The sequence below is a fragment of the Rhizobium sp. BK316 genome (genome assembly GCF_014193695.1).
GTDB lineage: Bacteria > Pseudomonadota > Alphaproteobacteria > Rhizobiales > Rhizobiaceae > Rhizobium.
Genome location: NZ_JACHZR010000010.1, coordinates 51,650 through 63,939 on the forward strand (window position 1 = coordinate 51,650; position 12,290 = coordinate 63,939).

Below are 12,290 nucleotides of genomic sequence, written 5' to 3' on the forward strand. Positions count from 1 at the left end.
CCTGATGGCTGCGGGGCTCTTTCGTGAGCGGTTTCGGTCAGATATCGAGGTTTGCGACGCTCAGTGCATTTTCCTGGATGAATTCGCGGCGTGGCTCGACCTCATCGCCCATCAAACGAGCAAAGAGACCGTCGGCATCGGTCGCATCGCTGACCTTTACCTGCAGCAGGGAGCGAACGTTCGGATCGAGCGTCGTTTCCCAAAGCTGCTCGGCATTCATTTCGCCAAGACCCTTGTAGCGCTGCATTGTCAGGCCCTTGCGACCACTTGCAAAAATTGCATCGAGCAAAGCGCGAGGGCCGGAAATTTCCTGATCCCCGTCCCGCCGGCTCAGTGCGGGCGGTATCTGATAGATTTCTTTCATGCGCGGCGTGAGCTGGTCGATAAGGCGAGCATCCTGGGAACCGATCAGTGCCATATCGAGCACAATGACTTCCTTGACGCCGCGGACCATGCGCTCCAGACGAATGCCGCCCTCGCTGGTGAGGCTGCCTTCCCAACCACGTTCAGTTTCCTCGGCGATAATATCGAGGCGCTTGGCCACTTCTATCGCCAGTTCCTGAGCGCGTTCGGCATTGCTGACCAGTTCAGCATTGAGCGCGCCGGCAATGGCTGCCTGCTCGACGACCGCGCGATTGTAACGCGAATGCAGGTTATCGAGCAGTGCACGCAGACGCAGGGCATCGTGAATGACCTCGTTCAGGTCCTGCCCGACGCGGACCTCACCGCTGGCGAGCTTCAGCGCCGCGTCATCGAGACCCTGGCCGATCAAATAGTCTTCCAATGCCTTTTCATTCTTGACGTACTGCACCGACTTGCCGCGCGAGACCTTATAGAGCGGTGGCTGGGCGATATAGAGATGGCCGCGTTCGATCAGTTCCGGCATCTGGCGGAAGAAGAAGGTAAGCAGCAGCGTGCGGATGTGGGCGCCATCGACGTCAGCGTCCGTCATGATGATGATCTTGTGATAACGCAGCTTTTCGGCGTTGAATTCGTCCTTGCCGATGCCGGTGCCGAGTGCAGTGATCAGCGTGCCGATTTCCTGGCTCGACAGCATCTTGTCGAAACGGGCGCGTTCGACATTCAGGATCTTGCCACGCAACGGCAGGATCGCCTGATTTTCGCGCGAGCGCCCCTGCTTGGCCGAACCGCCTGCCGAGTCGCCCTCGACGAGGAAAACTTCGGACTTGGCCGGATCACGCTCGGAGCAATCGGCAAGCTTCCCAGGAAGCGAAGCAATATCGAGCGCACCCTTGCGGCGCGTCAATTCGCGCGCCTTGCGGGCGGCTTCGCGGGCAGCAGCGGCTTCGACGACCTTGCCGACGAGAACCTTGGCTTCACCGGGATGTTCTTCGAGCCAGGTGCTGAGCGCCTCGTTGACCAGGCTTTCGACAACCGGACGCACTTCCGAGGAAACGAGCTTATCCTTGGTCTGCGACGAGAATTTTGGATCCGGCACCTTTACCGACAGGACGGCGGTCAGGCCTTCGCGGCAGTCATCACCGGTCAGTGTCACCTTTTCCTTCTTGGTGATGCCAGAGGTATCGGCATAGGAGGTGATCTGGCGTGTCAATGCGGCGCGGAAACCGGCCATATGCGTGCCGCCATCGCGCTGGGGAATGTTATTGGTAAAGCAGAGCACGTTCTCGTGGTAGCTATCGTTCCACCACATGGCGACTTCGACGGTAATGCCGTCCTTCTCGCCGCGGATCGCGACCGGCTTTTCGACGAGCGGCTTCTTGGCGCGATCGAGATAGGAGACGAAGGCCTCGAGGCCGCCGTCATACATCATCTCTTCCTGCTTGATGTCGGAATGACGCTTGTCCGTCAGCAGGATGCGGACGCCGGAATTGAGGAAGGCCAGTTCACGCAGGCGGTGCTCAAGCGTGCCATAATCGAACTCCGTCATGGTGAAGGTTCCGGAGCTCGGCATGAAGCTAACTTCCGTGCCGGTCTCGTTACCGGCTTCGCCGGTCACCTTCAGCGGCGCATCGGCAACGCCGTGGGTGAAGCTCATCTCATGGATCTTGCCGTGGCGGCGAATCTTCAGCTTCAGCCACACCGAGAGCGCGTTGACGACCGAAACGCCGACGCCATGCAGACCACCCGAAACCTTGTAGGAATTCTGGTCGAACTTACCGCCGGCATGCAGCTGGGTCATGATGACTTCGGCAGCCGATACGCCTTCGCCGCTATGGATATCCGTCGGAATGCCGCGGCCATTATCCGTCACAGTCACCGAACCATCAGGATTAAGCGAAACGGTAACGATATCGGCATGACCGGCGAGCGCTTCGTCGATCGCGTTATCAACGACTTCGTAGACCATATGGTGAAGGCCGGAGCCGTCGTCGGTATCGCCGATATACATGCCGGGGCGCTTGCGCACGGCATCAAGGCCTTTCAGAACCTTGATGGAATCTGCGCCATATTCGGTATTTACGCCGTTTTCCGTCGCGGGTGCATCGGTCATTCTGTCGAGATTTTCCCTGTTGTCGTCAGCAACGGCGCGCCTTGCGAATCACCGGCTTTTTCAATGTTGAATATAGGTTTTTTGCAGCGAGTTCCCAATGGCAAGGCCCTAAAACAAGGCATAAATCAGGGGATTATGACGCTTTTCCGTCCCCTTTGCCGCCATTTTCAAGAAACGCCGATAGCCGGGCGATATCGGTGCTGTCAAGGTTGCGAATTCGCTTGGCAAGGCGATTGGCGAATTCGGTATATTCGGGCGGCAGGCCCGAAGTATCCACGATCACACGCGGATCAGAAGAGCCTGCAACGAGGAAGAGTTCCTCCGCCTCATCCCAGATGATGTTGAAGTAGCCGGCGATGCGCTGCAGGAGATCGAAGCTCGGCACGCCGCGCCTTCCATGCTCGAGCGCCGAGAGATAGGCAGGCGAAACATTCAGGGCGGCCGCCATCTGTTTCTGCGTCACGCCCTTGCGGGCGCGCAGCTTGCGGACTGCTTCAGCAAACGGCGTCACGACGTTTCTCCGGAGCGCCGGGAGAGGCGGATATAGAGCGCACCCTCGCCACCATGATGCTGGGCCGCCGACTCATAGGACGAAATCAGAAAGCGGAATTCCGGCTTGGAGAACCAGAGCGGCACGGCACGTTTCAAGGCGCCTTCGCTACCCATGGAGCTACCCTTGCCAGTAATGACGAGAACATGCCGCATACCGCGCTCATGAGCCCGGATCAGGAAATCGAGCAAGAAAGAATGTGCTTCGCTCTGCACCATGCCGTGAAGGTCGATGCGCGCTTCCAGTGCCAGTTTGCCCTTTGCGATCTTGCGCTTGACCGGCCGCTCCAGCGGATGGTGGACGCCCGATGGCTGTTTTGCGGGCATTTGCGGTGCTGGCTGCTGCAGATGAGGTGAAGCCGTCTTCTGCTTTTCGGCCTTTTCCTGTTCGGCCGCTGCTTCGGCTTCCAGCAGGAATGCGTCGAGCGCGGTCAGCTCATCCGTCTTGCCAGGCATAGGCCGGGTGCTGCGGGCTACCCTGCCCCAGAGGATTCTTTCGTCCGAGCTGAGCTTGCGGTCCTTCGCCATCAGAGGAACCTCGCTGCAGCGGTATTCGGAATGAGAATTACAAAATCGGCATCGTTGCGCACCGTCCCTGCCAGTTCTCCCGCAGCATAACCCGAACCGGTGAAAATGTCGCCGCGTGCGGGGCCGACGATTGCCGAACCGGTGTCCAGGGCCAGCATCAGCCGCTGAAACGGCTTGCCGCCATCAAGATGCGTCAGGCTTTCGGAGCGGATGAAGAATGGAAAGCCGAAAGTATGGACCAGGCGGTCAACAGCGAGCGAGCGACCCGCAAGCAATGGTACCTTCGCTGCGGCGATCGGCCCCGCATTCGGATCGTCCACCGGCGCTTCCCGAAAGAAGATATAGGAGCGGTTATGCCAGAGGATTTCGTCGACCTGGTCCGGATGGGCAGCGAGCCAGGCGCGGATTGACTGCATGGATATGTCGGCGCGGTCAATTTCGCCACGGTCGATCAGCAGCTTGCCGATGGCCGAGAACGGATGGCCGGCTTTGGCGGCATAGGTGATACGTCCGATGCTGCCATCCGGATAACGCAGACGAGCGGCGCCTTGGACATGGACGAAAAAAAGATCGGCCTTCGATTTCGCCCAGGCGATCTCAAGACCGCAGCCTTCGAGATAGCCCTGATCGATGTCACGACGATCCGGATAGGCATCGATCAGCCCGTCACGCAACCGCCCGAATACGTAAGAACCATCGAGCTTGCCTGGACGATTTTGATCATCGAGGTCGATGAGGTCCTCCGGGCGCCGGTAGATGGGAAAACGGTAGGTCGCATCCTGTCTGTCGGAAACGTCGATTTCCGGTTCGTAGAAGGCAGTGACGAAACCACTGACGCCGTCGGCCCGGACAATCCGGAACGGCTGACAGTGCTTTTCAAAAAAGGCGCGGGCTTCCTCTGCCGAGGACGGACGAAACGCCTCTGCTTCCTCCAGCAATGGAAGAAGATCGGCTGAACTCAGCCCCAGCGAACCGGTACGATAAGGGTTCGTTTCGGAAATATGACGGCGACAGCTAGCCATGACTTCAAAAAGGCTGGAGGGATCGTCATCCCTCCAGCCTTCCATTGCGTCGAAACTGACTGCCTGAAGGGCAAAGCCGGCTGCGTCACTCATGTTCCGATTCGGTCGCGACGAGTTTCCAGTTGGGGTCTCGCGATCGCGTATCGCGAGCGAAGGTCCAGAGGTCGTTGACCTCGGCGACATTTTCGGCATCGCCGTCGATCAGTGCGTCGCTCTTGTCGTAAGTCGCTGAGATCAGCTGGCTGATGATGCGCACGGTAATCTGCGCCTCGCTGCCCTTGGTCTCGGCATGGGTAATCTCGGCCTTGTCGATACCCACGAAGGTGGACTTCATCTTCTCGCCTTTGTTTTCGCGATCGCTGATCGCCGCGTCGAAGCCGTCATAGACTTCCCGGGAGAGAAGATTCTTCAGCGTTTTACGGTCTCCATCGGCAAAGGCCATGACAATCATCTCGTAGGCCATGCGGGCGCCATTCAAGAATTCCTTGGGGTCGAAGGAGGCATCGGCTCGGTTGAGCGCTCGCAACGATTCGTTCAGCGGCGTGCCGGCCGGTGCGAAAGCGTCGATGGCGGAAAAGCGATCTTCCTCTTCGCCATTCGCATCGCGTCGTGGCAGAGTTACGACCTTGCCGGCATCGGCGGTATCGTTCTGCGCGGCGTCCCGTGGCGTATAGAGATCACGCGGCGGCTTCTCATTTCCGGTGCGACGTCCAAGAACGGACCGAAGCTGAAAGAAAATCAGCACCGCCGCCACCAAGAAAAATAAAGTGATGAAGTCGTTTGAACTCATATCCCGCCGTTCGCTGTTAACATCCCTAATATCTAACCCCATATAGTCCGGCTATACGAATGATTCAAATCATGGCTGGTATCTTCGCCAGTGCCAAGAGGAGCCCGAGCCACTCGGGATAAAGAGATGCGTTTTTCCATGCTGCCGGTTTTCGGGCTGCTTCTGCCGCTTGCCGAGATCGCCGGCTTCGTGATTGTCGGCCGCGCAGTTGGACTTGCCGCGACGCTGGCGCTTGTCGTGCTGGGCTTTGTCGTCGGTTCATTCCTCTTGCGCCGGCAAGGTATCAGCATCCTGCGTCGCATGTCCGCCGAGGGGCGCAGCGGTACCATGCCTGGACGGGAATTGCTCAATCCGGCGATGACCGTAATCGCCGCGCTGCTCTTCATCATCCCGGGCTTTCTCTCGGATATACTGGCGATCCTGCTTCTTATCCCGCAGGTTCGCAATCTGCTTTGGCGGTCGATCGCAAAGCGTTTCGTTGTCGTTGGCACGGCCGGCGGCGGTTTTTCGGCGTCCTCGCGTCCGGATTTTCGAGGCCGGCCAGACAAGTCGGGCGATTCAAAGGTGGTCGATCTCGATGAAGAGGACTATCATCGCGAGCCGAACGGCAAGTCGCCCTGGTCCGGCAAACAGCTCGGTGACTGATGCGGCGGCGTATTAACTGCGCCGGAGGCCCAGGGTTGTAAGCCTATCCCCGAAATGTTAGATGGCGGCACCATTCAATGCCCCTCGAGGAAAAGCCCATGGCAGACGATAACAGCAGCAACGGCGCAGCGAGCCCGACCCTTTCGATCCTTGCCCAATACGTCAAGGATCTTTCCTTCGAAAACCCGGGCGCACCGCGCTCGCTTCAGGCCCGCGACAAGGCACCGGCGATCAACATCAATGTGAACGTCAACGCTAACCCGTTGTCCGAAACGGATTTCGATGTCGTGCTGTCGCTGATCGCTGAAGCCAAGGAAGGCGATAAGACGGTATTCCATACCGAGCTCGTCTATGGCGGTGTCTTCCGCGTTGCCGGCTTCCCGCAGGAGCACATGCTGCCGGTTCTCTTCATCGAATGCCCGCGCATGCTCTTCCCGTTCGCCCGCCAGATCATTGCCGACGTCACCCGCAACGGCGGCTTCCCGCCGCTGATGATCGATCCGATCGATTTCGCGCAGATGTTCGCGCAGCGCGTTGCCGAAGAGCAGGCTCGCTCCAAGGTTCAGGCCGTTCCGAACTGAGCGGCTCTCACAGGCTGGATATTCAAATGCCCGGGCAAAAAACCCGGGCATTTTTGTTTCAGTCGAATTGATCGTATTTGGACCAGACTGCCTTCTGTCCAAGTTTGGCGATCAAGGCGTTGTGGGCTTCGGCTTCCTCTTCGCTCAATCGCGGCGCCAGCGGCCGCGGCCGCTCGATGATGGTGGCGACGATAACCTCTTCCACCGCGACTTCACCCGTGCGCTGGCTTGCGGGACCCGAAAGACCGAGTGCTGCCTGCCGACCGCCGATCATCTCGATATAAACTTCGGCCAGAAGCTCGGAGTCGAGAAGGGCGCCGTGTTTCGTCCGGTGCGAATTGTCGATGCCGTAACGACGGCACAACGCATCGAGCGAGTTTGGACCCATAGGATGCTTACGGCGGGCAAGCGAGAGCGTATCGACGACCCGATCCGGCAGGATGGGTGGCAAGCCGATCCGGGCTAGTTCGGAGTTGACGAAACCCATATCGAAGGTGGCGTTGTGGGCGATCCATTTGCCGTCGCCGAAAAATTCCAGGATCTGGTCGACGACATCAGCAAAGGGCGGTTTGTCCTTCAGAAATTCGTCAGTGATGCCATGCACGGCGAGCGCATCCGGATGAACCTTCTGGTCACCCGGATTGACGAAAAGATGGATCGTCCTTCCTGTCGGAAAATGGTTGAGGAGTTCGATGCCGCCGATTTCAATGATGCGGTCCGAGCGATTGTCGAGGCCGGTGGTTTCCGTATCGAAAATGATTTCACGCATGCGGGGCTTCGTCCTTCGCTATCCGCTTCTTCAGGTCGGCGATGATATCTGCCACTTGTTCCCTTGCCACCTCGATGTCGTGGCCGCTGTCCACGACGTAGTCAGCCCGGCGGCGTTTTTCCGCATCGGGTGTCTGGCGAGAGAGAATCATATTGAATTTTTCTTCCGTCATGTTCGGACGTGCAAGCACTCTCCGTCGCTGAATCTGTGGATCGGCGCTGACGACGACAATAACATCAACCCTCTGTTCGGCGCCGGTCTCGAAAAGCAGGGGTATATCGAGCACTACCATATCTGCCCCCGCGTCCTCCTGCCGCGCCAGGAATTCACTCTCCCGCCTGCGCACCAGAGGGTGGACGATTTGTTCAAGCCGCTTGAAACCAGCCGGGTCCTGAGCGAGCTGGCGGCCAAGTTCCTGACGATCAACAACACCGTTTTTCATCGTGCCGGGGAAAGCCGCATCGACCAAAGGGGCTGCCTCGCCAGCATAGAGATCATGGACGACCGCATCGGAATCGTTAACCGGAACACCAGCTTCCGCAAAGAGCTTCGCCGTCGTCGACTTGCCCATTCCGATGGAACCGGTGAGGCCGATCTTCAGCATCAGTGTTTTTCCATATCCGCTATTATCAGAGCCCGCAGCGTTTCATCGACGACGGGCCGTTTGCCGAACCATTTTTCAAATCCCGGCACGGCCTGATGCAATAGCATGCCAAGGCCATCGACAATGGCGAAACCTTGCTCCTCCGCCTGAGCGAGGATCGGCGTTTTCAGCGGCACATAGACAATGTCGGTAACGACAGCATCCGGGGCCAGCGGCGAAAAGTCGATCACCGGTGCCGCATCCCCATCCATCCCAAGAGACGTAGTGTTGATGAATAGTCCGGCCCCTTTCATCACTTCGCCGATAGCCGCCATCGGATGGGCATGGACCTTCGGGCCGAAGCGGTCGGCCAGTTCCCGCGCCCGCTCGACCGTGCGATTGACGACGTGGATTTCGCTGAAACCTCGGTCACGGACGGCCTGGATGACCGCTCGGCTCGCACCGCCGGCGCCAAAGATCACGACCCTATCGTGCCGGTCCCAGCCGGGATGGCGTTCATCGAGATTAGCAGTGAAGCCGCGGCCATCCGTGTTGGTGGCGACAAGTTTTCCGTCCTCCAGCCACAGCGTATTCGAGGCGCCGAGTTCTTCCGAGAGTTCATCGGGCTCATCGGCCAATTTGAAGGCCAATTCCTTGTGAGGGATTGTGACGTTGCCGCCGATGAAACCAGCGCTACCGTCTCGCAGGGAGGCGATAAAATTCGCAAAGGCTTCCGGGGCGACCTCATGGGCGCGGTAACTGCCGGGCAGATTGAGCGCCTTTAGCCAGTGACCGTGGATCAGCGGTGAGCGCGAGTGCCTGACTGGAAAGCCCGTGACAAACGCTTTCGGCCCTAGTGTTTCACGTGAATCATCCATCGATCGCTTCCAGTTCCCGGAGTTTTGCAAGGAGCGGTAACATCGGTAGGCCAAGGATCGTGAAATAGTCGCCGTCGATTTTCTCGAATAGCTGGATCCCCTCCCCCTCCAATTGATAGGCCCCGACACTCGCCAGTGCCTTTGCACCGACGCGTTCCAGATGACGCGCGATGAAATCGTCCGTCAGCGGTCGCATCGTCAGTTCGGCGTGCGCGACGTGCCGCCACAAGACTTCACCGTTTCTGACAATGGCGATCGCGCTGTTCAGGCGATGTGTCTTGCCTGCAAGCACACGCAGATGATTGGCAGCATCGGTCATATCTTCCGGTTTGTGAAAAACCTGAGAGCCGAGTGACATCGTCTGGTCCGAGCCGATGATCAGCGCGGCGCTGAAGCGCCGGCTGACATATTCCGCTTTTGCCTCCGCCAGAACGAGCGCTACTTCATCCGGCGTCGCCCCGGATTTTTCCAACGGCGCTTCTATTGCCCGCTCGTCGATCTGAGCAGCATGCGCTTCGAAAGCGAGGCCGGCATTTTCCATCAGCATGCGGCGGAACGGGCTCGACGATGCAAGAACGAGCTTCGGTGTCATCCAGGTCCTCGACAACAATTCAGTTGTTCAGCGCTTAACGCAGCTTCGGCCGCAGGGCAACGATGGCCGCCGCCGTTTCCTCGATCGAGCGCCGCGTCACATCGATCATCGGCCAATTATGCCGGGCACAGAGGGAGCGTGCATATTTCAGCTCCTCCGAGATTGCCGCCCGGTCGGTATAATGCTCACGGTCGAAACCGGGTGTCGTTCCGAGCAGGCGATTTTCCCGAACTTGGGAAATCCGGTCGGTGGTGGCGATGAGGCAGACGATCAGGGGTCTGGTTGCAGTCAGCAGACCCTCGGGCAAAGGCACGCCATAAACGATCGGTATGTTCGCCGTCTTGATGCCACGGTTTGCAAGATAGATGCTGGTTGGCGTTTTTGACGTGCGGCTGATCCCGACGATGACGACATCGGCCTCATTATAGTCTTCATGCATCTGACCGTCATCGTGATCCATGGTGAAGTTCAGGGCCTCGATACGCGCAAAGTATCCAGCGTTCATGACATGCTGGGCGCCGACGCGGCGCCTTGACGGCGCACCGAGATAGATCTGGAACGCACCGATGACCGGCTCCAGGACATTGACGGATGCCACACCCATTTCCGCGCAGCGCTCATCGATGAGGCTTGCGAGTTCGCGGTCGACGATCGTGTAGAGCACGATGCCGGGTTCATTGTCGATCGCCTGGAGAACCGGCATCAATTGCTTGCGGTTGCGGATCAGCGGATAGACATGCTCGATTGGCTGGGCGGACTTGAATTGCGCTGATGCAGCCCGGCCAGCCGAGATCAGAGTCTCCCCGGTGGAGTCAGAAATCAGATGCAGATGGAAGAAGTTGGTTCTGTTCTCCACGCTATTTTCCGCTGCCTGTTGAAAAGACTGGATAGCGAAGAGCTAATGGGCGGGCCGGGATCGAGGCAAGGGAAAACATGTCCCCTTTTCCACATTCCGGATTTGGCGATGTCATATTGCATCAGCTTGTGGATGATGGGGACTTTAACCAAAGGTCCCGTCGGGATTCACAGCTTATCCACAGCAAGGGTTTCAAATGACATCTAGTGAAACCTCTGGAATCGCTGTCTGATTCGAATTTTCCCTGGTTTTGGGAATCAAACGGCGTTTTCTGTGCGGGCTATTCGTGTCCGCCGTGACAAATAGCGCTGTCCGTGGATGGATTTTAATCCTTGATAGACACCGACTCTAAGAAATAGAAACCTTTTAAATATCTTTGGATTTTTATAGGGAAGAAGCGCTTGAGCGAAATGCGCCGGAAAATCATGCGGGTTCTCGACGGTGAAACGCTGACCCCACCTCCTCTCTGGCTGATGAGACAGGCAGGCCGGTATCTGCCGGAATACAGAGAAACACGCGCCAAGGCAGGAAGTTTCCTCGATCTCTGTTATTCGCCGGACTATGCCGTAGAGGTTACGCTCCAGCCGATACGGCGCTACGGCTTTGATGCTGCCATCCTGTTTTCAGACATCCTGGTCATTCCTGATGCGATGAAGCGCAATGTGCGTTTCACCGAGGGACATGGTCCGGAAATGGATCCGATCGATGAGAGGGGTATTGCCGGCCTGGATGGAGAGAATGTCGTCGGTTACCTGCAGCCGGTGCTGGAGACGGTGAGGCGTCTGAGGAAAGAGCTTCCTTTGGAGACGACGCTTCTCGGTTTCTGCGGAGCGCCGTGGACGGTGGCTACCTATATGATTGCCGGTCACGGCACGCCGGACCAGGCGCCTGCCCGTCTCTTTGCCTACAGGCATCCGCGTGCTTTCGAGCATTTGCTGATGCTGCTTGCCGATGTTTCGGCCGACTATCTCGTGGCGCAGATCGATGCGGGCGCTGATGCGGTGCAGATCTTCGATTCTTGGGCCGGTGTTCTCGGAGAGAGAGAATTCGAGGCTTTTGCTATTCGACCCGTTGCTCGCATGATTGCTTCCATCAAGGCGCGGCGGCCGCAGGCGCGGATCATCGCCTTTGCCAAGGGTGCGGGCTACATGCTGAAGACCTATCGGCAAAAGACAGGCGCTGATGCGATCGGGCTCGACTGGTCCGTCCCGCTCGCTTTTGCGGCCGAGCTGCAGAAGGACGGACCGGTGCAGGGCAATCTCGATCCGATGCGGGTTGTGGCTGGCGGTCGTTCGTTGGAGGAAGGTATCGACGACATTCTTCAGGTGCTTGGAAATGGACCGCTGATCTTCAATCTCGGTCATGGCATCACACCGCAGGCAGATCCGGAGAATGTACGCCTGCTCGTCGAGCGTGTGCGTGGCGCGGGGGCCGCGTGATGGAAAAGCAGACGGATCAAAAGCCGGGTGCCTATGCCCGCCGCCGGGCGCATTTTGCGCTGATCTTCTTTGCTCTTCTGGCCGTCGGGCTCTTCGTCTGGAACCCCGACAATCTCTATCTCTGGATCAAGGCCCTCCACATCATCGCGGTGATCTCGTGGATGGCCGGGCTTTTCTACATGCCCCGGCTTTTCATCTACCATACGGATGCGGAACCCGGCTCTATTCAGTCCGAGACCTTCAAGGTGATGGAGCGCCGGCTGCTCAGGATCATCATGAACCCGGCCATGATGCTGACCTGGGTCCTCGGTCTTTATCTCGCCTGGTCGGTCTATGATTTTCAGGGGGGCTGGCTGCACGCAAAGATCGGGTTGGTTGTCCTTCTGACCATTGTCCATGTCTTTTTCAGCAGGGCTGTGCGGGCCTTCGAACGGGATGAGAACCGTCGCTCGGCCCGTTACTGGCGCTTCATGAATGAGGCGCCGACGGTGTTGATGATCCTCATCGTGATCCTTGTCGTGGTGAAGCCTTTTTGATGCCAGGGGCGGTGCGGGTTAAATTTCAGTCATTTTAAGCAGCCCTCTT

14 protein-coding genes are annotated in these 12,290 nt (G+C 58.2%); 4 read left to right on the forward strand and 10 right to left on the reverse strand.

Features of this window, described 5'->3' with window-relative positions:
• Nucleotides 1–37: 37 nt before the first annotated feature.
• The 5 genes from gyrB to FHT87_RS30570 all read right to left on the reverse strand — a co-directional run bounded on the left by gyrB (nt 38) and on the right by FHT87_RS30570 (nt 5,362).
• Nucleotides 38–2,473: a DNA topoisomerase (ATP-hydrolyzing) subunit B gene (gyrB, locus tag FHT87_RS30550; protein ID WP_183806452.1), complete on the reverse strand. Its 2,436-nt coding sequence runs from the start codon at nt 2,471–2,473 to the stop codon at nt 38–40.
• Nucleotides 2,474–2,606: 133 nt separating this feature from the next.
• Nucleotides 2,607–2,984 carry a helix-turn-helix domain-containing protein gene (locus FHT87_RS30555; RefSeq protein WP_183734595.1) on the reverse strand — a complete coding sequence of 126 codons (378 nt, stop codon included), beginning with the start codon at nt 2,982–2,984 and terminating at the stop codon, nt 2,607–2,609.
• A complete protein-coding gene (locus tag FHT87_RS30560) occupies nt 2,981–3,550 on the reverse strand; it encodes a Smr/MutS family protein (protein ID WP_183734594.1) in 570 nt (189 codons plus the stop codon). The genes FHT87_RS30555 and FHT87_RS30560 overlap by 4 nt, the downstream gene beginning before the upstream one ends.
• Nucleotides 3,550–4,665, reverse strand: a complete 1,116-nt coding sequence (locus FHT87_RS30565; RefSeq protein WP_183806454.1) for a murein transglycosylase A — start codon at nt 4,663–4,665, stop codon at nt 3,550–3,552. The genes FHT87_RS30560 and FHT87_RS30565 overlap by 1 nt, the downstream gene beginning before the upstream one ends.
• The gene (locus FHT87_RS30570) at nt 4,658–5,362 is read right to left on the reverse strand and encodes a Tim44/TimA family putative adaptor protein (RefSeq protein WP_183734592.1); all 705 of its coding nucleotides are present in this window, start codon (nt 5,360–5,362) and stop codon (nt 4,658–4,660) included. Before FHT87_RS30570 ends, FHT87_RS30565 begins: the two co-directional genes overlap by 8 nt.
• A gap of 126 nt (nt 5,363–5,488) precedes the next feature.
• On the opposite strand from FHT87_RS30570, the gene FHT87_RS30575 reads away from it, so the two are divergent.
• Entirely contained in the window at nt 5,489–6,007 is a 519-nt protein-coding gene (locus tag FHT87_RS30575) for an FxsA family protein (RefSeq protein WP_183734591.1), read from the forward strand.
• A 98-nt stretch (nt 6,008–6,105) separates the two neighbouring features.
• A complete protein-coding gene (gene secB, locus FHT87_RS30580) occupies nt 6,106–6,588 on the forward strand; it encodes a protein-export chaperone SecB (protein WP_007813799.1) in 483 nt (160 codons plus the stop codon).
• Between the two features lie 58 nt (nt 6,589–6,646).
• Here secB and dnaQ read toward each other — a convergent pair whose 3' ends face one another.
• From dnaQ to FHT87_RS30605, 5 genes are read right to left on the reverse strand one after another with little or no spacing between them, the layout of a single operon-like run.
• Nucleotides 6,647–7,357, reverse strand: a complete 711-nt coding sequence (dnaQ, locus tag FHT87_RS30585; protein ID WP_183734590.1) for a DNA polymerase III subunit epsilon — start codon at nt 7,355–7,357, stop codon at nt 6,647–6,649.
• Nucleotides 7,350–7,961, reverse strand: a complete 612-nt coding sequence (coaE, locus tag FHT87_RS30590) for a dephospho-CoA kinase (protein WP_183734589.1) — start codon at nt 7,959–7,961, stop codon at nt 7,350–7,352. The genes dnaQ and coaE overlap by 8 nt, the downstream gene beginning before the upstream one ends.
• Nucleotides 7,961–8,818 (reverse strand): shikimate dehydrogenase, encoded by an 858-nt coding sequence (locus FHT87_RS30595; protein WP_183806456.1) that lies wholly within the window; start codon nt 8,816–8,818, stop codon nt 7,961–7,963. Before FHT87_RS30595 ends, coaE begins: the two co-directional genes overlap by 1 nt.
• Nucleotides 8,811–9,410: a Maf-like protein gene (locus FHT87_RS30600; protein WP_183806458.1), complete on the reverse strand. Its 600-nt coding sequence runs from the start codon at nt 9,408–9,410 to the stop codon at nt 8,811–8,813. Before FHT87_RS30600 ends, FHT87_RS30595 begins: the two co-directional genes overlap by 8 nt.
• Before the next feature lie 34 nt (nt 9,411–9,444).
• Nucleotides 9,445–10,266: a pyruvate, water dikinase regulatory protein gene (locus FHT87_RS30605; protein WP_183734586.1), complete on the reverse strand. Its 822-nt coding sequence runs from the start codon at nt 10,264–10,266 to the stop codon at nt 9,445–9,447.
• Nucleotides 10,267–10,667: 401 nt separating this feature from the next.
• Here FHT87_RS30605 and hemE point away from each other — a divergent pair, with 401 nt between their 5' ends.
• Both hemE and hemJ read left to right on the forward strand, forming a co-directional pair.
• Nucleotides 10,668–11,705 carry a uroporphyrinogen decarboxylase gene (gene hemE, locus FHT87_RS30610; RefSeq protein ID WP_183806460.1) on the forward strand — a complete coding sequence of 346 codons (1,038 nt, stop codon included), beginning with the start codon at nt 10,668–10,670 and terminating at the stop codon, nt 11,703–11,705.
• Nucleotides 11,705–12,241, forward strand: a complete 537-nt coding sequence (hemJ, locus tag FHT87_RS30615; protein ID WP_183806462.1) for a protoporphyrinogen oxidase HemJ — start codon at nt 11,705–11,707, stop codon at nt 12,239–12,241. The genes hemE and hemJ overlap by 1 nt, the downstream gene beginning before the upstream one ends.
• The last annotated feature ends 49 nt before the right edge of the window (nt 12,242–12,290 follow it).

Excerpts from the sequence above, each read along its gene's own strand:
- gyrB (WP_183806452.1), bottom strand. The coding sequence starts at position 2,473 with ATGACCGATGCACCCGCGACGGAAAACGGCGTAAATACCGAATATGGC.
- FHT87_RS30560 (WP_183734594.1), bottom strand. The coding sequence starts at position 3,550 with ATGGCGAAGGACCGCAAGCTCAGCTCGGACGAAAGAATCCTCTGGGGC.
- FHT87_RS30565 (WP_183806454.1), bottom strand. The coding sequence starts at position 4,665 with ATGAGTGACGCAGCCGGCTTTGCCCTTCAGGCAGTCAGTTTCGACGCA.
- FHT87_RS30570 (WP_183734592.1), bottom strand. The coding sequence starts at position 5,362 with ATGAGTTCAAACGACTTCATCACTTTATTTTTCTTGGTGGCGGCGGTG.
- FHT87_RS30575 (WP_183734591.1), top strand. The coding sequence starts at position 5,489 with ATGCGTTTTTCCATGCTGCCGGTTTTCGGGCTGCTTCTGCCGCTTGCC.
- secB (WP_007813799.1), top strand. The coding sequence starts at position 6,106 with ATGGCAGACGATAACAGCAGCAACGGCGCAGCGAGCCCGACCCTTTCG.
- dnaQ (WP_183734590.1), bottom strand. The coding sequence starts at position 7,357 with ATGCGTGAAATCATTTTCGATACGGAAACCACCGGCCTCGACAATCGC.
- coaE (WP_183734589.1), bottom strand. The coding sequence starts at position 7,961 with ATGCTGAAGATCGGCCTCACCGGTTCCATCGGAATGGGCAAGTCGACG.
- FHT87_RS30595 (WP_183806456.1), bottom strand. The coding sequence starts at position 8,818 with ATGGATGATTCACGTGAAACACTAGGGCCGAAAGCGTTTGTCACGGGC.
- FHT87_RS30600 (WP_183806458.1), bottom strand. The coding sequence starts at position 9,410 with ATGACACCGAAGCTCGTTCTTGCATCGTCGAGCCCGTTCCGCCGCATG.
- hemJ (WP_183806462.1), top strand. The coding sequence starts at position 11,705 with ATGGAAAAGCAGACGGATCAAAAGCCGGGTGCCTATGCCCGCCGCCGG.